General features: G+C 28.3%; 18 protein-coding genes. 15 read left to right on the forward strand and 3 right to left on the reverse strand.

Going from position 1 to position 19724, the window contains the following annotated elements; all coding sequences use genetic code 11:
* Nucleotides 1-104 precede the first annotated feature (104 nt).
* A complete protein-coding gene (gene uraA, locus JFY71_RS09005; RefSeq protein ID WP_243660473.1) occupies nucleotides 105-1364 on the forward strand; it encodes a uracil permease in 1260 nt (419 codons plus the stop codon).
* Nucleotides 1365-1383: 19 nt separating this feature from the next.
* Here the strand turns inward: uraA and JFY71_RS09010 are convergent, their stop codons facing one another.
* Both JFY71_RS09010 and JFY71_RS09015 read right to left on the reverse strand, forming a co-directional pair.
* Entirely contained in the window at nucleotides 1384-2301 is a 918-nt protein-coding gene (locus JFY71_RS09010; RefSeq protein ID WP_243660474.1) for a ribonuclease H-like domain-containing protein, read from the reverse strand.
* Nucleotides 2301-4304, reverse strand: a complete 2004-nt coding sequence (locus JFY71_RS09015) for a cell wall-binding repeat-containing protein (RefSeq protein ID WP_243660475.1) — start codon at nucleotides 4302-4304, stop codon at nucleotides 2301-2303. Before JFY71_RS09015 ends, JFY71_RS09010 begins: the two co-directional genes overlap by 1 nt.
* Before the next feature lie 93 nt (nucleotides 4305-4397).
* On the opposite strand from JFY71_RS09015, the gene JFY71_RS09020 reads away from it, so the two are divergent.
* From JFY71_RS09020 to ligA, 13 genes are all read left to right on the forward strand, one after another.
* On the forward strand, nucleotides 4398-5531 hold the full coding sequence (locus JFY71_RS09020) for a cysteine desulfurase family protein (RefSeq protein WP_243660476.1): 1134 nt from the start codon (nucleotides 4398-4400) through the stop codon (nucleotides 5529-5531).
* Nucleotides 5531-6700 (forward strand): tRNA uracil 4-sulfurtransferase ThiI, encoded by a 1170-nt coding sequence (thiI, locus tag JFY71_RS09025; protein WP_243660477.1) that lies wholly within the window; start codon nucleotides 5531-5533, stop codon nucleotides 6698-6700. The genes JFY71_RS09020 and thiI overlap by 1 nt, the downstream gene beginning before the upstream one ends.
* Nucleotides 6701-6711: 11 nt before the next feature.
* Nucleotides 6712-7272 carry a LemA family protein gene (locus tag JFY71_RS09030; protein ID WP_243660478.1) on the forward strand — a complete coding sequence of 187 codons (561 nt, stop codon included), beginning with the start codon at nucleotides 6712-6714 and terminating at the stop codon, nucleotides 7270-7272.
* An 8-nt stretch (nucleotides 7273-7280) separates the two neighbouring features.
* Nucleotides 7281-8081 carry a TPM domain-containing protein gene (locus JFY71_RS09035; RefSeq protein ID WP_243660479.1) on the forward strand — a complete coding sequence of 267 codons (801 nt, stop codon included), beginning with the start codon at nucleotides 7281-7283 and terminating at the stop codon, nucleotides 8079-8081.
* 99 nt (nucleotides 8082-8180) lie between these two features.
* Nucleotides 8181-8819, forward strand: a complete 639-nt coding sequence (locus JFY71_RS09040; protein WP_243660480.1) for a hypothetical protein — start codon at nucleotides 8181-8183, stop codon at nucleotides 8817-8819.
* A 159-nt stretch (nucleotides 8820-8978) separates the two neighbouring features.
* On the forward strand, nucleotides 8979-9518 hold the full coding sequence (locus JFY71_RS09045; protein ID WP_243660481.1) for a cupin domain-containing protein: 540 nt from the start codon (nucleotides 8979-8981) through the stop codon (nucleotides 9516-9518).
* Between the two features lie 8 nt (nucleotides 9519-9526).
* The gene (gene potA, locus JFY71_RS09050) at nucleotides 9527-10564 is read left to right on the forward strand and encodes a spermidine/putrescine ABC transporter ATP-binding protein (RefSeq protein WP_243660482.1); all 1038 of its coding nucleotides are present in this window, start codon (nucleotides 9527-9529) and stop codon (nucleotides 10562-10564) included.
* A complete protein-coding gene (locus tag JFY71_RS09055; RefSeq protein ID WP_243660483.1) occupies nucleotides 10565-11389 on the forward strand; it encodes an ABC transporter permease in 825 nt (274 codons plus the stop codon).
* Complete coding sequence (locus tag JFY71_RS09060; RefSeq protein WP_243660484.1) at nucleotides 11383-12165, forward strand: ABC transporter permease; 783 nt, start codon at nucleotides 11383-11385, stop codon at nucleotides 12163-12165. Before JFY71_RS09055 ends, JFY71_RS09060 begins: the two co-directional genes overlap by 7 nt.
* 19 nt (nucleotides 12166-12184) lie before the next feature.
* Entirely contained in the window at nucleotides 12185-13222 is a 1038-nt protein-coding gene (locus JFY71_RS09065; RefSeq protein WP_243662160.1) for an ABC transporter substrate-binding protein, read from the forward strand.
* A gap of 61 nt (nucleotides 13223-13283) precedes the next feature.
* A complete protein-coding gene (locus tag JFY71_RS09070; RefSeq protein WP_243660485.1) occupies nucleotides 13284-14105 on the forward strand; it encodes an undecaprenyl-diphosphate phosphatase in 822 nt (273 codons plus the stop codon).
* 155 nt (nucleotides 14106-14260) lie between these two features.
* A complete protein-coding gene (locus JFY71_RS09075) occupies nucleotides 14261-16462 on the forward strand; it encodes an ATP-dependent helicase (protein ID WP_243660486.1) in 2202 nt (733 codons plus the stop codon).
* Nucleotides 16462-18456 carry an NAD-dependent DNA ligase LigA gene (gene ligA / locus JFY71_RS09080; RefSeq protein ID WP_243660487.1) on the forward strand — a complete coding sequence of 665 codons (1995 nt, stop codon included), beginning with the start codon at nucleotides 16462-16464 and terminating at the stop codon, nucleotides 18454-18456. Before JFY71_RS09075 ends, ligA begins: the two co-directional genes overlap by 1 nt.
* Nucleotides 18457-18582: 126 nt before the next feature.
* Here the strand turns inward: ligA and trhA are convergent, their stop codons facing one another.
* On the reverse strand, nucleotides 18583-19215 hold the full coding sequence (gene trhA, locus JFY71_RS09085; RefSeq protein ID WP_243660488.1) for a PAQR family membrane homeostasis protein TrhA: 633 nt from the start codon (nucleotides 19213-19215) through the stop codon (nucleotides 18583-18585).
* A 212-nt stretch (nucleotides 19216-19427) separates the two neighbouring features.
* Between trhA and JFY71_RS09090 the strand changes: the two genes are divergently transcribed.
* Nucleotides 19428-19706, forward strand: coding sequence for a co-chaperone GroES (locus JFY71_RS09090; RefSeq protein WP_243660489.1), 279 nt, complete (start codon nucleotides 19428-19430; stop codon nucleotides 19704-19706).
* The last annotated feature ends 18 nt before the right edge of the window (nucleotides 19707-19724 follow it).

Genomic DNA, 19724 nt, shown 5'->3' on the forward strand with positions numbered 1-19724 from the left:
AATAATTTTATCATTACATAAATGGAAAGTCAAATTAGCAACTTGTAAAAATCAATGTTACATTGTAAAATGGTAAAGGTTAAATAATATTTAAAGGAGGAAATATGTCAAAGAGAATTATTCATGTAGATGAAAAAGTGCCATTTGGGATGTTAGTACCACTAAGTATACAACATACATTTGCTATGTTTGGTGCGTCTGTATTAGTTCCTATTGTTTTAAAATTCGACCCGGCTATTGTTTTATTAATGAATGGTATAGGTACCTTGATGTTTATTTTTATTACTAAAAAGAAAGCTCCAGCTTATTTAGGTTCAAGTTTTGCTTTTTTAGGACCAGCCGGAATAATAATGAGTTCAATGGGAGCAGAATATGCTCAAGGGGCTTTTGTTGCTATTGGAATTTTAGGTTGTTTATTAGCTTTAATTATTTATAAGTTTGGAACGGATTGGATTAATGTTGTTCTGCCTCCAGCTGCAATGGGAGCAGTAGTTTCCTTAATAGGTTTTGAACTGGCAGGAGCCACAGTAAAAGGTGGACAGATTGGTGCAGAAATTATGACTGAAAATGCATCTACAGAACATATAGTTGTATTTTTAGTAACCTTGTTAGTAGCTGTAATTGGTTCGGTTGTATTTAAAAAATTCTTAGCAACTATTCCAATTCTAATAGCTATAATAGTAGGTTACTTAGTAGCTTTTGCCTTAGGATTAGTTGATTTTACACCTGTTTTAGAGGCGAAACTATTCACTCTACCAACATTTAGACTACCTGCTTTTGATATGAAGGCAATTTTAACGATGTTACCTGTTATTTTAGTTATTACATCGGAACATATTAGCCATCAAGTTGTTACTAGTAATATAATTGGTAGAAACTTAATAAAAGATCCGGGACTTCATAGAAGTATATTTGCTGATAATTTTTCAACGGCAGTGTCTGGAATGGTAGGAGGAGTTCCTACTACAACTTATGGGGAAAATATTGGGGTAATGGCAGTTACAGGAGTGTATTCTGTTTATGTTATAGCCGGTGCTGCAGTTATATCTATATTAATGGCATTTATAGGACCATTATCTGCATTGATTCAAACAATTCCGGGAGATGTTATAGGTGGAGTAACATTCTTATTATATGGTATGATAGGTTCTTCAGGAATAAGGTTACTAGTAGATGAAAAAGTTGATTATAGTAAATCTAAAAATTTAATATTAACTTCAGTAGTATTTGTTACAGGCTTAAGTGGTTTACAAATTAATTTTGCAGGAATACAATTATCCGGTATGGTATTGTCCTCACTAGTAGCGGTAATTTTAAGTTTGCTATTCTATATATTTGATAGATTAGGCTTAATGAATGAATAAAAATATAAAAACTATGCTTTTATGCATAGTTTTTTATATTTTTTAAACTGTCAATTACAATATTTTTAATAAGATTTAGATTATATTTTCCATCTACAAATATCGGTATAAGATTTTCTTTAATATTAGGATATATATTTTTTATATTAAAATTATCCGGATAAATTACACATGTAGCATCTGTTTCAGAGTCAATTAAACCGGTAAGAACTTTAAATTTCAAATTTAATAAATTTTCACCATTACTAATTGAATAATATTTAGAATTAAATTCCAGTTCAAAAGTATTTTCTTGTAAATTATACAAAGAAACATTTAAAATATTTTTATTTATTTTGAAATTATAGGGCGCTACTTTAAAGTTTAAATCATAAATATTAAAATAAATTTCATCATTTTTTAAATTATCCATTAAAGAATTTAATATTTCGTATCTGTAGATTACAGATAATCTACCTTCATATAGTAGCTTTTCCAAAGATTTAGAATCTTTATTTTCTAAATAATTTTTATATAACTTTATATTATCTTTAATATTTCCTAACTTATAATCTTTATTGCATAAATTTGTATATACATTTTTTATGCTATAATTTTTTTGTGGGTTAAAATTATATTTTTTTAAAAACAAATAAATATCAAAATTACTATAATCTATTAAATCTAAAGAATTATTCTTTAACAACTCTTTTAAAAATGGTATGTCAAAGGACTCACCATTAAAGGTAATTAATTTTTTATTACCTATAATATTAACAAACTCTTTTAAGTCATCTTTAGAATTTTCATCAATAAAATATTGAATAATTTGATTTTTATCTGTAATTAAATTAATTAAAAATATTTTGTTCTTTTTTCTATTAATTCCTGTTGAATTGACTGAGAGAACAAGTTGATCTTTTTTTAAACTATTTGTAAATTCTGTCTTATATTTCATTATCTTATTACTACTGCAAACTTTCTATAATTATATAATTTTTCTACAATACTGCGATTTTTCCAATAATAAAATGATTTACTTCTATTGGCACCGGCTTTTTCATGATTGTAGGGATCTGCTATATAAAATGAATCGGCTTTAGGGTCATAGCCTGTAATCAAAACAACATGGTTGTTCCAAATTCTTCTAGCATTTTTCCCTTCAATAGGCAATGTTTTATAGGTTGGATTATTCCAAAACAATGTAACATAGGCTACAACTGTATTACCATTTTGAATTTCTCGGATAATATCGTTAATAGATGCTCCTTGAATATTAACTACATTTCCATATTTCTTTCCATAATTAGCCAAAGGTTCAGGATCTATTGTTTGGAATTTGTCAGATACAGAATTATAAGGTATTCCAACATATCCTTTTTGTGGATTACTTGAGTGTTTTGGCATATTGTCTAAAAATGCTCTTAACCCGATATCTGTATAACCCTTACCCTGTAGTCCCATTAAAAGAGAGGTTGGTTCACAACCATTTGGTGCGTAAACTGGTTTTAATTGACTTATATAGGGAACATCATTAACTACTTTTCCAAAATTAAGCGGTGAGTAATTTGAAAGATATTTTTTCTCTACCCAGCCGGTAGTTGTATCATAATTTACTTTAGCCCAAGTATCATTTTGGTCTAAGACTTTTAAAATTAGTTTATTAGTAAATTTTCCAACTACTTTAGAATTTAAATCCGGAGAAATATAGGTGTTTTGTTCACTATTAATTACAACATATTCTCCAAGGCTTATAGGTTTTGTATTATTTACTACATCTTGTCCTGTAATAAGTCTTTCAATATTATTCATGGTATTTTCAGAAATAGTGTTACTACCACCTAGTACTATTGCCTTTATAATATTATTATTTTTTATATAGTTAATAACAGAATTATCCATTACATATTTTTCTACTAATAGTATTGGTGCATTAATTTTTTGTGCCAACGTTGAAGCTGATAAGGCATCAGGGAAAGATTCGCCGGAAGCTATTATTACAGTACCATTATTTACAACGCTAGATGCAACTTTTGTACTTGTATCAAATCTATTAGAACCAGATATTCGATTAATAGAATTTAAATTTGTAGTATTTTTAATGTTGTTTAATACATCGTTATTAATAGTTGAAACTCCACCTACTAAACTTATACTATCTCCAGTAAATTCTTGAAGTGAATAGGCAAGACTATTTGGAATTTTATTTTTGTTAGTAAGTACTAGGTCAGCCTTGTTTATAGCTAAAATAGAAGCCGATAAGGCATCTGGGAAAGATTCACCGGAAGCTACTATTAAATTGTTATTAACAGTCTTTTTACTTATTTGAACAGAAGTATCAAATCTATCAGCTCCGGAAATACGGGTTACTTTTTCTACATTTGCTATATTATTTAATTGACTTTCAACATTTGAGCTAATTGAATTTTCTCCACCTAAAATAATAATTTCCTTAGCCTTTAATCTTATAATTTCATTTATAATAGAACTATTAATTACTCTATCAACTAAAAGTATAGGATATTCTCCAAAGGTTAAACTGGAACCACTTAAAGCATCTGCGTATTTTCTAGCATCGGCTATTATTACTTTGTCAGCTTGAATATTTTGAAATTTACTTACAGATATAGCTGTTTCTATTCTAGTGTTTCCGGAAATTCTTTTTATAATGGTATCAGAGTCTAAAAAGTCCTCTAAAACCGAACCTTCGTCAATGGAATTATCTACATTTGAGCCATATAGACCTTCACCTGTACTTAAGTTTTCATTACTATTAGTAGGAGTTGTATCTTTTATATTTGTTGGTTCTACATCCTCTTTTTCTATAGTATCAGAAGTCTCTTCCTCATATGTTGGAAAAGTTTCATCCTTTGTTTCTAGCTCAGTTGCATACGAGATAGTAAAAGTATTAACTAAAATAGTTGATAGTAAAAGTAACGATAATATTTTTTTCTTTTTCATATAAACCTCCATAAGTTTTATTTTAGTAGTATAATACATATAGTTATTATAACATTAAAAAAATAGAATATAATAGAATACAAAGAGGTAGTTATGATATATTTAGATAATGCAGCAACTACAAAAGTTGATGATAGTGCAATAGAAAAAATGATAGATGTAATGAAAAATAACTTTGGAAATCCTTCTGCTTTATATGATTTTGGTCATAAGGCAGAAAAAATCTTAAACAATGCTAGGAAATTTTTAGCAGACTCATTAGGTGTAAAAGAAAAGGAAGTTTATTTTACTTCTTCCGGAACCGAAAGTAATAATATAGCTATTTTAGGAAATTATTCAGGAAATAAAAACGATGAATATATTACTAGTGAAATAGAACATTCTTCAGTTTTCAATCCTTATCATGAAATTAGTGAAAGAAAAGTAATAATATTAAAAGTTAATTCTAATGGATTTATAAATTTAGATGATTTAGAAAATGCAGTTAATGAAAATACTAAATTAGTTTCAATTATGCATGTTAATAATGAATTAGGGACTATACAGGATTTAGAAAAAATTGGTGAAATAATTAAAAGAAAAAACAAAAATACAATTTTTCATGTTGATGGAATTCAGGGATTTGGGAAAATTCCTATAGATATTAACAAATGCAAAATTGACCTATACACAATAAGTGGACATAAGATACATGGACCTAAGGGGATAGGAGCTATTTATATTAGGGAGAATGTAAAAGTTAAACCAATATTATTTGGCGGTGGACAGGAGAGAAATATTTCTCCAGGCACTGAAAATATGCCTGGAATAGTTGCTTTAGGGGAAATGTCTAAAATAGCATATGAAAATATAGAGAATAATTTTAAAAAAGTTTATAATATTAAAAAATATTTAATGGAGAAATTATTAAATATTGAAGATACTATTATAAATTCAACTTTAGAAAATTCAAGTCCTTATATTTTAAGTGTATCTTTTAAAGATATTAGAGCAGAAGTTTTATTACATTATTTGGAAATGGAAGAAATATATATTTCAACAGGTTCTGCCTGTGGAAAAAACAAAAAAAGCAGAGTAATTGAAGCTATTAATTTACCTAAGGGCTATGAAGATGGTACAATAAGAATATCTTTTTCAAAATATACTACTATTGAAGAAATTGATGTTTTTTATAATAGTTTGGTAAAATATATTAAAGAAATTAGAAGTGTTATTAGGAGGAATTAATGAACTGGTATATATCAGTTAGTTTTGGAGAATTGACCTTAAAGGGAAATAATAGAAAAGTTTTTGAAGACAGGGCAGTAAAGAAAGTATTAAATTCTATAAAGGAATTTAATGTTGAGAAACATTATAAAGAACAGGGTAAACTTTATGTTAAAGCAAATAAAGATGATTTTCCGGAAATGATAAAGTCAATAAAAAAAGTTTTTGGAATAATCTATATTAGCCCTTGTTTAAAAGTTGAAAAAGACATTGAGGAAATGGAAAAAGGGATTGTAGAATTTGTAAAAGAAAAAAACATTACAGAGAAATCTACCTTTAAAGTAGAAGTAAATAGAGTCGATAAGAGTTTTAAACTTAAATCGCCGGAGTTAAATCCTAAATTAGGAGGGGCAGTTTTAAAACAATTTGGAGATTTATTAAAAGTAGATGTTCACAATCCGGACTTTAAGATATATGTTGATGTAAAACAAAATGTATATATTTATTCAGACAGAACTAAAGGCTGGGGAGGTTTGCCTATAGGAAGTTCTGGAAGAGGTCTTTTACTTTTATCTGGAGGAATAGATAGCCCTGTTGCAGGTTTTTTACTTGCTAAAAGAGGAGTAGAAATTTCAGCATTACATTTTCATAGCTATCCTTTTACTTCAGATAGATCTGTAGAAAAAGTAAAGGATTTAGCAAAACTGTTATCTTATTATACAGGTAAAATTACCATGTACAGTATTAATTTATTACCAATTCAAAAAGAGATTAATGAAAAATGTAGGGAAAGGGAAATGACTATTCTTTCTCGTAGGTTTATGATGAGAATAGGTGAAAAATTATCACAAAAATATGAATATGACGCCTTAATTACAGGTGAAAGTCTAGGTCAAGTTGCAAGCCAGACAATTCAAGGGGTTTCAGTAATTAATCAAGCTGTGGAAATGCCGATACTAAGACCGTTAATTGCAATGGACAAAACGGAAATAATAGAAATATCCAGAGAAATAGGAACCTATGAAACTTCCATTTTACCTTTTGAAGATTGTTGTACGGTATTTTTACCAAGAAGGCCTGTAACAAAACCTAGATTAAGAGATATACAAGCAAGTGAAAAGAATTTAGATGTAGATAAATTAGTAGATGAAGCAATAGAAAATATGGAAATATTTAAAATAGAAGAATAAGGAGAAAAACGATGAAAAAGAAATTTTTAGCACCGATAATTATTATTTTGGTTATAATTGCAGGAATAGGGTTAATGTTTATTGGACCATATAATAATTTAGTAAGCTTAGATGAAAATGTAAATAATTCCTATGCAGATGTTCAAACGGCGGTTCAAAGAAGGGCCGATTTAATACCGAGTTTAGTTAATACAGTTAAAGGCTATGCCACTCATGAGGAAGAGACTCTAACAAATATTACTGAAGCAAGAGCAGGAATTGATAAGGCGAATTCACCGGAAGAATTAGCACAGGCTAATGAAAATTTAACTAGAGCAATTAATATAGCAGTTGAGGCTTATCCGGATTTAAAGGCTAATCAAAATTTTCTTGGTTTACAAGACGAGTTAGCTGGAACGGAAAATAGAATAGCTGTAGCAAGAAAAGACTACAATGCTGTCGTAAAAACATATAATGCCAAAGTAAGAAGATTTCCTACATCATTAATAGCCGGAATAATGGGTTTTGAAAAGGCTGAATATTTTGAAGCTCCAGAATCAGCTCAAGACGCACCGGAAGTTAATTTCGACTAGGATTTTTTATGAAAAAGAAATTAGTTCTATTAGTAACACTATTAACTATTTTTATTAGCAATGTATCTTTTGCTATTCCCAATCCTACTAGTGATTTTTATGTATATGATGAAATGAAGGTTATTTCTGATAGTACTAAAAAACATATAATGAATACAAATATAGAAATTGAAGGAAAGACTAAAGCGCAAATAGTAGTGGCTACTATAGATGATTTAGAGGGAACGCCTAGTGAAGACTATGCATTACAGATGTATAGAAAATTTGGTATAGGTGACAAGGAAGAAAATAATGGAGTATTAATTTTACTGGCTTATGAACCCTTAGATGATAAATACCAAGTTAGAATAGAAGTGGGATATGGTTTAGAAGGAATATTAAATGATGCGAAAGTTGGTCGTATAATAGATGAATATATGCTTTCACATTTTGACAGAGACGATAAATCTTCCTTTGATGAAGGCCTTAAAGAAGGATTTAATGCAGTTGTTTCCCAGGTAATACAGGAATATAATATTGAAATAGAAGGAAATTACTCAGACTATGTAGAAGACTTGGAAAAAACCTCAGAAGATAATTTTTCTGTAGGCAAGATTATTGGAATAATTATTGTAATAATAGTTATTAGCTCTATATTTGGTAGCAATAATTTTAATGGTCCTAGTGGTGGAAGTAGAAGAAGATACTACCGTGGTGGTTATTACGGTGGATTTGGAGGATTTGGAGGCTCTGGTGGCAGAGGTTCCGGTGGAGGATTCTCCGGAGGAGGAGGCTCATCTGGTGGTGGAGGAGCCGGAAGAAGTTTTTAAAGGTTTAGGCAAGTATATTTTAAATATATTTGCCTTTTAATATTGTTTTATTAAAATTTTAATTATTATAGTTTGAAAACGAGAATTAAAGGATAGAATATGATAGAAATAATTGATGAATTTAAAAAAGATGATTATAATTTAGAAAATTTTGTAAAAGAAGTACAAGAGGATGAAAAATTAAGGGATAGGATTGTAAAGGAACTGTTAGGTAGTTCGGATATTAAAATTATTTTGGATTGTTATGAAATATTAAATAAGGCTAGTTTAGAAAATCCGAAATTATTTTATAAGTATTGGAAGAATTTTTATTCTTTAATAAAAAGTAGGGATTATAACCATAGAAATATAGGTTCAACATTAATAGCAAATTTAATTTCCGTTGATGAAAATAATCTTTTTGAAGAAATAGCAGAGGAATACTTCTCTCATATTAATGATGAATATTTTAAAACCTCCCAGGTATTTATAAAAAATATTACTAGGATTTCAAAAGTTAATGATAAATATATTGAAAGACTTACAGATATTTATTTGAATATAGATAACATTTGGACATACAATGAAAAACAAAAAGAACAATTAAAATTTGACCTTATAAGGTTTTTTGAAACTTTCTATGGGAAAATAGATAAAAAAGAGCAAGTTGTAAAATATGTTCAAGACCTTGCCAATAGTGTTAGTCCTAAAACTAGAAGAAGGTCAAAAAATTCCAAATTGAAAAAATATTACAAATAAGAAAAGTCTTCTTATTTGTAATATTTTTTTCTTATAGGGAAGTTTAATATATTAAGTAATAAATTTAAAAAACTGTTGCAAAAAATTCTTTTATTGCTATAATATTCTTGTAATTTAATAAATTATACAAATTGTTTAATGTATTAAGGTGGGGTTGTTATGGAAATTGGAGAAAAAATAAAAAATAGAAGAGTTTTACTAAATTTAACCCAAGAGGAATTAGCAGAAAGGGCGGAGTTAACGAAGGGTTTTATATCTCAAGTAGAAAGGGATTTAACTTCACCTTCAGTAGATTCTCTTTTTGTAATATTGGAAGCTTTAGGCACTAATATGTCAGAGTTTTTTAAAGAGGAAGTAGAAGAACAAATTGTATTTTCAAAGGATGATTATATTGAAAATATAGATGATGAAAATTTAAGTTTAATTAAATGGGTGGTTCCAAACGCACAAAAGAATAATATGGAACCAATAATTTTAGAAATAGAGCCAAAGGGTAAAAGTAAGACTTATTCTCCTAATGAAGGAGAGGAGTTCGGCTATGTTTTGGAAGGACAGATAAAACTTTTATTAAACAATAAGGAATATATTGTAAAAGAAGGGGAATGTTTTTATACAAAAGCTGATAAAACAAGGGTTATTGTTAACGATAATAAAAAGAAAGCAAAATTGATTTGGATTACAAATCCACCAAATTTTTAGGAGGTATTATGAATAATACTATTGAGTTAAAAAATATTTCAAAGAAATTTGATGATGATTTAATATTAGATAATTTAAATTTGAATATAAAACAAGGGGAGTTTTTAACCTTATTAGGTCCTAGTGGCTGTGGCAAGACAACTACTTTAAGAATTATAGCAGGATTTACAACACCGGATAGTGGAGAAGTGATTTTTGAAGGAAAAAATATTAGTAATATACCTCCCTATGAGAGAAATATAAATACTGTTTTTCAAAAATATGCTTTATTTCCAAATATGAATGTTTATGAAAATATTGCTTTTGGATTAAAAATAAGAAAAATGCATAAAAAGGAAATAGACAAGAAAGTCTCTGAAATGTTAAGGTTAGTGAATTTATCAGGATTTGAAAAAAGAAATATAGAGGCCTTAAGTGGTGGACAGCAACAAAGAGTTGCTATAGCCAGAGCTTTAGTAAATGAACCTAAAGTTTTACTATTAGATGAACCTTTAGGTGCCTTAGATTTAAAATTAAGACAGGATATGCAAGTTGAATTAAAAAATATCCAACAGAGAATCGGTATTACATTTATATATGTAACTCATGATCAAGAGGAAGCCCTAAGTATGAGTGATAAAATTGTTGTTTTAAATAAGGGGATAATTCAGCAAATCGGTAGTCCAATAGATATTTATAACGAACCGGAAAATGCTTTTGTTGCAGACTTTATTGGAGAGAGTAATATAATTGATGGAATAATGAATAAGGATTATCTAGTAACATTTTCAGATTATGAATTTAAATGTGTAGATAGTGGTTTTAATAAAAATGAAAAAGTTGATGTAGTTGTTAGACCTGAAGATATTGAATTAGTTCCGGAAGATAGGGGAATGTTAGTTGGTGTTGTTGAATCTATTGTATTTAAAGGTGTTCATTATGAAATGAATATAGATGTAGATGGATTTAAATATTTGGTACAGTCAACATTATCTAAAAATGTAGGAGATAAAATAGGTATGATAATTACTCCGGAAAATATTCATATAATGAGGAAGGTAATGTAAATGAGATTTAGAAAATTAGCCTATCCATATATTATTTGGATTTCTATATTTATTATTATTCCAATAATTATGGTTTTATATTATGCATTAAAATCCGGTGAAATAGCAGGTTTTACCTTAGATAATTTTATAAAATTTTTCAAATCAATCAATTTAAGAGTTTTTTATAATTCAATAAAAATTGCCTTTGTATGTACAATAGTATGTTTAATAATTGGATATCCTATGGCATATTGGATTTCAAAATTATCTTTAAGAAAAAGATCTATTATGATTTTACTTGTTATTTTGCCTATGTGGATGAATTTCTTATTAAGAACCTATGCTTGGATGAATATTTTAGCTACAAATGGAATTATAAATAATTTTTTAGGTTTATTTGGAATGGAGCCCTTAAATTTAATTTATACCAAGGGAGCTATTATTGTTGGAATGGTTTATAATTTCTTACCCTTTATGATTTTGCCGATTTATACTGTAATTGAAAAAATTGACAATTCACTATTAGAAGCGTCTGCAGATTTAGGAGCAACACAGATGCAAACATTTTGGAAAATTATTTTTCCTATGAGTTTACCGGGAGTAATAACCGGAATTACAATGGTATTTATTCCGGCAATATCAACATTTGAGATTTCAGCTCTACTAGGTGGTAATAAAATAAACTTAATTGGTAATGTTATAGAAAATCAATTTAGAGTAGTAGGGGACTGGAATTATGGTTCAGCAATTAGTATGGTACTAATGGCTATAATTTTAATAATTATGATGATTACCAATAAATTCGATAGTAGTGAAGAAAAAACAGGAGGTGGATTATGGTAAAAAAATTAAAGAATCTTTATATATTTTTAGTTTTTTTATTTCTATATGCACCAATAATTTTCCTAATGATTTTTTCTTTTAATAATTCTAAATTAAAAACTACCTGGAGTGGCTTTACATTAAAATGGTATGAAGAATTATTTAAAAATGAGGAAATATTATCTTCCTTTTCCAATACTATAATAATAGCAATATTAGCAACATTAGTAGCCACTGCCTTAGGTACTATGGCAGCAATAGGAATATACTATATGAAAAATTGGAAGAAATCCCTAGTATTAAATGTAAATTATATTCCTGTGTTAAATCCCGATATTGTTACAGCAGTATCTGTTATGGTTTTATTTAGATTGGTTTCAATGGAAAATGGATTTATAACCGTTTTATTGTCCCATATAATGTTTACAACACCCTATGTTGTTTTAACTATATTACCTAAATTAAAACAAATGAGTAAATCTTTACCGGAAGCTGCAATGGACTTAGGAGCAACTCCCTTTTATACTTTTAGAAAAATAATAATTCCGGAAATTAAAACCGGCATTATTTCAGGAGCGGTTCTTGCCTTTACCTTATCCTTAGATGATTTTGTTGTATCGTATTTTACTACGGGAAATGGCTTTAATACGCTTTCCGTAACGGTATATTCAATGGCGAGAAGGGGAATCAATCCTGCAATTAATGCCTTATCAACTTTAATGTTTTTAGCAATTTTAATACTTTTATTTATAGTATATAAAACTTCAAAAGACCCTGAAGATGAAAAAAATTTATAGGAGGTGTTCTTTGAAAAATATAAAAATTCTAATTATACTAATACTATCTGTTTTTTTATTGTCCGGTTGTAATAATAAAACGATAAAAGGGGAAAAGGTCTATGTCTACAACTGGGGAGAATATATTGATGAATCTGTATTAAAATCCTTTGAAGAGGATACGGGTATAAAGGTAATTTACGAGCAATTTACCCAAAATGAAGATATGTATATGAAAATAAAAGAAGGCGGTTCAACTTATGATTTGATTTTTCCTTCTGATTACATGGTTGAAAGATTAATAGAAGAAGATATGATTCAACCTATAAATATGGCCAATATACCAAATATTAAAAATATTGGCAAAGAATATTTAAATATGGAGTATGATCCGGAACAAAAGTATTCTATACCTTATTTTTGGGGAACAGTAGGAATTCTCTATAATGAAAAATTAGTTGATGATAAGGTTGATTCTTGGGAAATATTATGGAATAAAAAATATGCACATAAAATAATAATGATGGATTCTACTAGGGACTCAATAGGAATAGCTTTAATAAAAAATGGGTTTTCTATGAATAGTAGAAATCTTAAGGAATTAGAAATTGCAAAGAAGGATTTAATTAAGCAAAAACCAATTGTAAGAGCTTATTTAGTAGATGAGATGAAGGGACAAATGGTTAATAATGAAGCTGCTTTAGCGCCGGCTTATTCCGGTGATGCTATGGATGCTATGTCGGAAAATCCGGATTTAAAATATGTGGTGCCGAAAGAAGGCACAAATTTATGGTTTGATGCTATGGCAATTCCGAAAAATGCTAAAAATGTAAAAAATGCAGAGAAATTTATTAACTATATATTAGAACCGAAAAATGCAGCAAAAATTGCTGAATATATAGGATATTCTTCACCGAATACAGAGGCAGTAAAATTATTGGATGAAGAAATACAAAACAGTCAAGTAGCATATCCAGACCTATCAACTTTAGGGAAATTGGAGATATTTAAAAATCCAAGGGATATAAATTCTGTATATAGTGAAATTTGGGCTGAAGTTAAAGCAGCAGATTTTTAGAAAAAAAAGAGCCAAAAGGCTCTTTTTGTTGTATAATGTAAAAATGTATGAGAGGTGAAATATGATAGAAATTTTAAAAGCAATTATACTTGGTATTGTAGAAGGTATTACAGAGTGGTTACCAATTAGTTCAACAGGACATATAATTCTAGTCGATGAGTTTTTAAAGATGAATGTTTCAGAACAATTTATGTCCATGTTTACAGTAGTAATACAATTAGGAGCAATTTTAGCTGTAGTAGTAATATATTGGAATAAGATTTTTCCCTTTAGAAAAAAGGAAGGAAAGATTCTAGTTAATAAAAATAAAATTATAATGTGGATAAAAATTGTCATTGCTTGTTTACCGGCAGCCTTAATTATTCCATTTGATGATAAATTTGAGGAATTATTTCATAAACCTATTCCAATAGCTTTAGCATTAATAATAGTAGGTGTATTATTTATATTAGTTGAAAACAGAAATACAGAAAAAACTGCTAAAATTAATTCTATTAATGATATTACATACAAGGCTGCAATAATAATAGGTGTTTTTCAAATGATAGCGGGAATATTTCCGGGCGTATCTAGGTCTGGTGCAACAATTCTTGGTGGTATTTCCATTGGATTATCTAGAACAATAGCAGCGGAATTTACCTTCTTCTTAGCAATTCCGGTTATGTTTGGTGCAAGTTTTATTAAATTATTAAAATTTGGATTTGCATTTACAGGATTTGAAATTACCTTACTTTTAGTAGCTTCATTAGTATCATTTATAGTATCAATAGCAACTATTAAATTTTTAATAAGCTATGTTAAAAAACATGATTTTAAAATATTCGGTTGGTATAGAATAGCTTTAGGTATTTTAGTTATATTATACTTTACAGTATTACAATAAGAGGTTATAAAATTACCTCTTTTTTTCTTATATTCTATTATTTTAAAATCGATATATGGTATAATAATAAATAGAAAGAAGCGAGATTTTTGCTAATATATTTTGAAAATAAGCCTTTTTAGGCCTTATTTTTTTGATTAAAAATGGGAGTAGTAATGAATTTATTAGATAATTTAAATACAAAACAGAGAGAAGCTGTTATAAATACAGAAGGACCTTTATTGGTACTAGCAGGAGCCGGTAGTGGAAAAACAAAAGTTTTGACTACTAGAATTGCATATATTTTAGAACAAGGACTTTGCAATAAATATGAAATATTAGCAATTACCTTTACTAATAAAGCAGCATCGGAAATGAAAAATAGAGTTGAAAACTTATTAGGATATGATGTATCGGATATGTGGATTGGAACCTTTCATTCCATTTGTACAAGAATATTAAGAAGAGAAATAACCCATATAGGATATACATCCAATTTTACAATTTACGACAGGGCAGACCAAATTTCATTAGTTAAGGAAATTTTAAGAGAAAAAAACTTAGATGTTAAAGAATTTCCAATTAACGCCTTTTTATCGGTATTAAGTAATACGAAAAATATTGGAGAAGGTAGGGAATACTTAGATAATATATACAAGGACAATCCTCAACTTAAAGTATTTGGTGAAATATTTGAAGAATATGGGAAAAAAACAAAACTATACAATTCTTTAGATTTTGATGATTTGATTTTAAAAACTTTAGAATTATTTGAAACTTGCCCGGATATTGCAAAAAAATATTCAGGTAGGTTTAAATATGTTTTTGTTGATGAATACCAAGATACAAATAAAAGTCAATATAATCTAATTCGTTTTTTAACAAAAAACAATAACAATATTTGCGTAGTAGGCGATGGTGACCAATCTATTTATGGATGGCGTGGAGCGGATATTACAAATATTTTAAACTTTGAAAAAGACTTTACAGATGCAAAAATTATTTTGCTTGAACAAAATTATAGGTCAACAAAGAAGATTTTAAAAGTTGCAAATTCTGTAATTAAAAATAATGAAGAAAGAAAAGACAAGGATTTATGGACCGAAAACGATGAAGGTGAAGATGTAATATATAAAAGAGTAGGTTCGGACTTAGAAGAGGCAATTGTTGTTACAAATTGGATTGAACATTTAAAATATAATCATTATAAATTTGAAGACATGGCTATTTTATATAGAACAAATTCTCAATCTCGTATTTTTGAGGAAACATTATTAAGAGAAGGTATAAACTACCATGTAGTTGGTGGACTAAAATTCTACGATAGAAAAGAAATAAAAGATTTAATAGCCTATTTAAAAATTATAATTAACCAGGATGATAATATTTCCTTAAAAAGAATTATAAATTATCCAAAAAGAGGAATTGGGGACGCTACAATTGGAAAGTTGGAGACAGAAGCCAGCAATCTTGGAATTTCCATATATGAATTAATTAAAAGAGACATACTTCACATGGTTGCACAAGGTACAGCTGCAAAATTAAGGTCTTTTTTATTTATGATGGAAAACTTGAAAGAACAAATAAACAATTATTCTGTTTCAGAATTTGTAGAATTGGTTTTAGAAAAGTCTGAATATTTAAGTATGCTAAAGGCATCAAAATTACGAGAGGATAAAACCAGAATAGAAAACCTAGGCTCATTTATTACTGCTATTATGGATTATGAAAAAAATGCAGAAGCTCCTTCCCTAGAGGATTATTTGGCTTCAGTCAGTTTATTGTCCGATGTAGACAAAACCGATGAAGAAGGAAAGGGTGTAAGTTTAATGACGGTCCATGCTGCAAAGGGACTGGAATATAAAATTGTTTTTCTAACTGGTATGGAAGAAGGGTTATTTCCTAGTGAAAGATCTATTTATGAAAGAGATGGACTTGAAGAGGAAAGAAGATTATGTTATGTTGCAGTTACTAGGGCAGAGGAAAAATTGTTTATTACAAGCTCCAGTTCAAGAAGGGTGTTTGGAAAAACTATAATTAAGGAGGAATCGAGGTTTATTGATGAAATGAAAGATAATATTTTTGAAGAAAAACCAAAGGTTATAGTTGATACTAATTTTAGAGAGAGTTATTCTTCATCTGTTGAAAGTATGGCTGATGATTTAAGAGAGCCATTTTACAAAAAGCCAAAACAAACTAAGAAGACCTTAGAAGGAATTGACTTAAAAATGGGACAGAAGGTAAAACACAAATCTTTTGGCATTGGTACAATAGTGTCCATAACAGAAAAAAGTGATGGAGATGAACTAGTAATTTCTTTTGACGGAAAGGGTATAAAAAGATTAAATAAAAATTTAGCACCTTTGGAGATTTTATAATGGATAAAATATCTAGAATAGAAGAATTAATAAAAAGAGTTACAGAACTTAATTATCATTATTACACTTTAGATGAACCTATTGTTTCAGATAGTGAATATGATGAATTATATGACGAATTAGTAGCATTAGAAAAAGAAACAGGGTATGTAAAAGACACTTCTCCTACTCAAAGAGTAGGGGAGGTGCTTTTAGAAGGATTTGTAAAGCATAATCATATAAATCCCCTATATAGTCTAGATAAAGCTCAAACTTTTGGTGAATTGAACGATTGGGTAGTTAGATGTGAGAAAATGGTAAGTAATTATAACGCCATAAATGAGGATAAACTACCGGAATTAAAATATATTATAGAGTTAAAGTTTGATGGTCTAACAATTAATTTAACTTATAATAACGGAAAACTTCAAATGGCAGCTACTAGGGGCAATGGAACTGTAGGAGAGGAGATTTTACCTCAAGTTAAAACTATTAGATCAGTTCCTTTAGAAATAGACTTTAAAGGGCTTATGGAAGTACAGGGAGAAGGGTTAATGCCCTTGTCCGAACTTGATAATTATAATAAAAACAATGAAATACAATTAAAAAATGCACGAAATGCAGCAGCAGGTGCTTTAAGAAATTTAAATCCAAAAGAAACTGAAAAAAGACACTTAACAGCATTTTTTTACAATATTGGATACATTGAAGGAAAAGAATTTTCAAGTCAATTAGAAATGGTTGACTTTATAAAAGAAAATAAATTTAAAGTTAATAAATTTTTTAGAATAGCAAAAAATTTAGAAGAAATAGAAGAAACAATTAACTATATAGATGAATACAGAAAAACCATTGACATATTAACAGACGGTGCCGTTATAAAAATAAACGATTTAAAAACCAGAGAAGTATTAGGATATACTAATAAATTTCCAAGATGGGCAATAGCATATAAATTTGCACCTGAAGAAGTTAGTACAATCTTAAAAGATGTAGTTTGGAATGTAGGAAGAACTGGAAAAGTTACTCCATCAGCAATACTGGAACCAGTAGAAATTGGTGATGTAACAGTTCAAAGAGCGACCTTAAATAATTATGATGATATATTGAGAAAAAAAGTAGAATTAAATTCAAGGGTGCTTATTAGACGTTCAAATGATGTTATACCGGAAATATTAGGAGTTATAGATGACGGCAGGGAAACTACTCCTATTGAATTACCTACAAAATGCCCTTATTGTCATACGGATTTAATAAAAGACGGAGTTCATATATTCTGTCCAAACTCTATGAGTTGCGAACCTCAATTAGTTAGTAGACTTGTTCATTTTGCTTCAAGAGATGCGATGAACATCGATGGTTTAAGTGAAAAAACCATAGAGAAGATGTTGGATATTTTAAATGTTAGACAAATTTCTCAAATATATGATTTAACAGCAGATAATCTTTTAAAAATTCCAGGTTTCAAAGAAAAGAAAACAAATAATTTACTTACAGCTATTGAAAAAAGCAAAGATGTAAAATTGGAAAATTTCATATATGCTATTGGAATACCTAATGTAGGAATAAAGACTAGCGAAGATTTAGCTAAAAAATTTAAAGAATTTTCAAATCTATCAAAAGCAACTGTAGAAGAATTAACAGAGGTTGATGATATAGGTGAAATTACTGCAGAGGCAATTGTAGAATTTTTTCATGATGAAGAAATAGTAAATGGAATAAGAAGTTTATTATCAAAGGGAATAAAAATTGAAAATCCAAAAGAAAAATCTATTGTATCAAGTGAAAAATTCAATGAAAAAAGAATAGTAATTACCGGTTCCTTTGAAAAATATAAAAGAAAGGATCTAGAGAAAATATTTAAAGAAAAAGGTGCGAAAACAGGCTCTTCAGTTTCTAAAAATACAGATTTTGTTATAGTTGGGACGGACCCGGGAAGTAAGCTTACAAAAGCACAAGAACTAGGTGTACAAATAATATATGAAGATGATTTGGAAGAATTTATAAAAGACTAATCAAAAAAAGATTAGTCTTTTTGTTTATTTGAAATAACTTTAATAGTAGAAAATGCAAGGACTTTCCAAGAAAAATGAAGTTTAGATTGGGAGAAGTCCACTGCAATACAATAAATTAAAAAAAAACTATAATAAATAGAAATAAATTGCAATAAATTGAGTAATAGCAGCAGCTAAAACAAATAAATGCCAAATAACATGAGCATATTTTGAGTCGCTTTTATAGAAATAAGTACCACCGCTATACAATAATCCACCTAAGAGAATCCAAAAGAAAAACATAGGTGAAGTTGAATTAATAATAGGTTTAATAAAGAATACAGCAATCCACCCCATAGCTATATATAAAATAGTAGATAATCTTTTATATTTATCATATTTTCCATAAGTGAAAATTTTATAAAATATTCCGGTAAGTGCTAAAATCGAAATTAGAACTAGTAAAATTATTCTTAAAGGTCCTTCTAAAACCAAAAGAATAATTGGAACATATGTACCTGCTATAAAAAGATATATCGAGGAGTGATCTAAAACTCTCAAAATTTTTTTTGCTTTCTCATTTGTAATAGAATGGTAAATAGTGCTACTTAAAAACATGGTTATAAAGCAAGCACCATAAATGGAAAAGGCTGTTACTTTTAAAGTATTTCCTTCTTTTGCACTAGGGATAACCAACAATAATAGAAATATTATTCCTAGAATAACACCTATTCCATGGGTTATGGCATTTGCAATTTCAATTTTTGTACTGTCCTTCATTTTTTATCCTTTCTGAAATTTAAATTTGAAACATAGTTACTGCTTGTTAATAAATGATAACACTATTCTATTTAGTCATCAAATATTTATTCAATATAAAGTAAAAATACTTGAAAAAATTTTTCAAATGGGTTATTATATAATAGTAATTATTAGCAGTCAATAATAACGAGTGCTAATACGATAACTAATAATTTAAGGAGGCTTTTTAAATGATACTTAAACCAATAGGTGAGAGAATAGTAGTTAAAATGGTAGAAGTTGAAGAAAAAACAAGTTCAGGCATCGTTTTGCCTAGTTCAGCTAAAGAAAAACCACAAGTAGCTGAAGTTGTAGCTGTTTCTAAAGCTATTGAAAATAATGAAAATAATATAAAAATTAATGTTGGAGATAAAGTAATTTATTCAAAATATTCAGGAACAGAAGTAAAATTAGATGACGAAGAATATATAATAGTAAAGTTAGAAGACGTTCTTGCAATTGTTGAGTAAATAAGGAGGAGAATATAA

It is taken from the genome of Miniphocaeibacter halophilus, assembly GCF_016458825.1.
Taxonomy (GTDB): domain Bacteria; phylum Bacillota; class Clostridia; order Tissierellales; family Peptoniphilaceae; genus Miniphocaeibacter; species Miniphocaeibacter halophilus.

Bases quoted from the DNA above. Each gene is read 5' to 3' on its own strand.
- ligA (WP_243660487.1), top strand. From the start codon at position 16,462: ATGGATAAAATATCTAGAATAGAAGAATTAATAAAAAGAGTTACAGAA.
- trhA (WP_243660488.1), bottom strand. From the start codon at position 19,215: ATGAAGGACAGTACAAAAATTGAAATTGCAAATGCCATAACCCATGGA.
- JFY71_RS09040 (WP_243660480.1), top strand. From the start codon at position 8,181: ATGATAGAAATAATTGATGAATTTAAAAAAGATGATTATAATTTAGAA.
- JFY71_RS09055 (WP_243660483.1), top strand. From the start codon at position 10,565: ATGAGATTTAGAAAATTAGCCTATCCATATATTATTTGGATTTCTATA.
- JFY71_RS09045 (WP_243660481.1), top strand. From the start codon at position 8,979: ATGGAAATTGGAGAAAAAATAAAAAATAGAAGAGTTTTACTAAATTTA.
- JFY71_RS09075 (WP_243660486.1), top strand. From the start codon at position 14,261: ATGAATTTATTAGATAATTTAAATACAAAACAGAGAGAAGCTGTTATA.
- thiI (WP_243660477.1), top strand. From the start codon at position 5,531: ATGAACTGGTATATATCAGTTAGTTTTGGAGAATTGACCTTAAAGGGA.
- JFY71_RS09015 (WP_243660475.1), bottom strand. From the start codon at position 4,304: ATGAAAAAGAAAAAAATATTATCGTTACTTTTACTATCAACTATTTTA.
- JFY71_RS09020 (WP_243660476.1), top strand. From the start codon at position 4,398: ATGATATATTTAGATAATGCAGCAACTACAAAAGTTGATGATAGTGCA.
- uraA (WP_243660473.1), top strand. From the start codon at position 105: ATGTCAAAGAGAATTATTCATGTAGATGAAAAAGTGCCATTTGGGATG.
- JFY71_RS09030 (WP_243660478.1), top strand. From the start codon at position 6,712: ATGAAAAAGAAATTTTTAGCACCGATAATTATTATTTTGGTTATAATT.
- JFY71_RS09035 (WP_243660479.1), top strand. From the start codon at position 7,281: ATGAAAAAGAAATTAGTTCTATTAGTAACACTATTAACTATTTTTATT.
- JFY71_RS09070 (WP_243660485.1), top strand. From the start codon at position 13,284: ATGATAGAAATTTTAAAAGCAATTATACTTGGTATTGTAGAAGGTATT.
- potA (WP_243660482.1), top strand. From the start codon at position 9,527: ATGAATAATACTATTGAGTTAAAAAATATTTCAAAGAAATTTGATGAT.
- JFY71_RS09010 (WP_243660474.1), bottom strand. From the start codon at position 2,301: ATGAAATATAAGACAGAATTTACAAATAGTTTAAAAAAAGATCAACTT.
- JFY71_RS09090 (WP_243660489.1), top strand. From the start codon at position 19,428: ATGATACTTAAACCAATAGGTGAGAGAATAGTAGTTAAAATGGTAGAA.
- JFY71_RS09060 (WP_243660484.1), top strand. From the start codon at position 11,383: ATGGTAAAAAAATTAAAGAATCTTTATATATTTTTAGTTTTTTTATTT.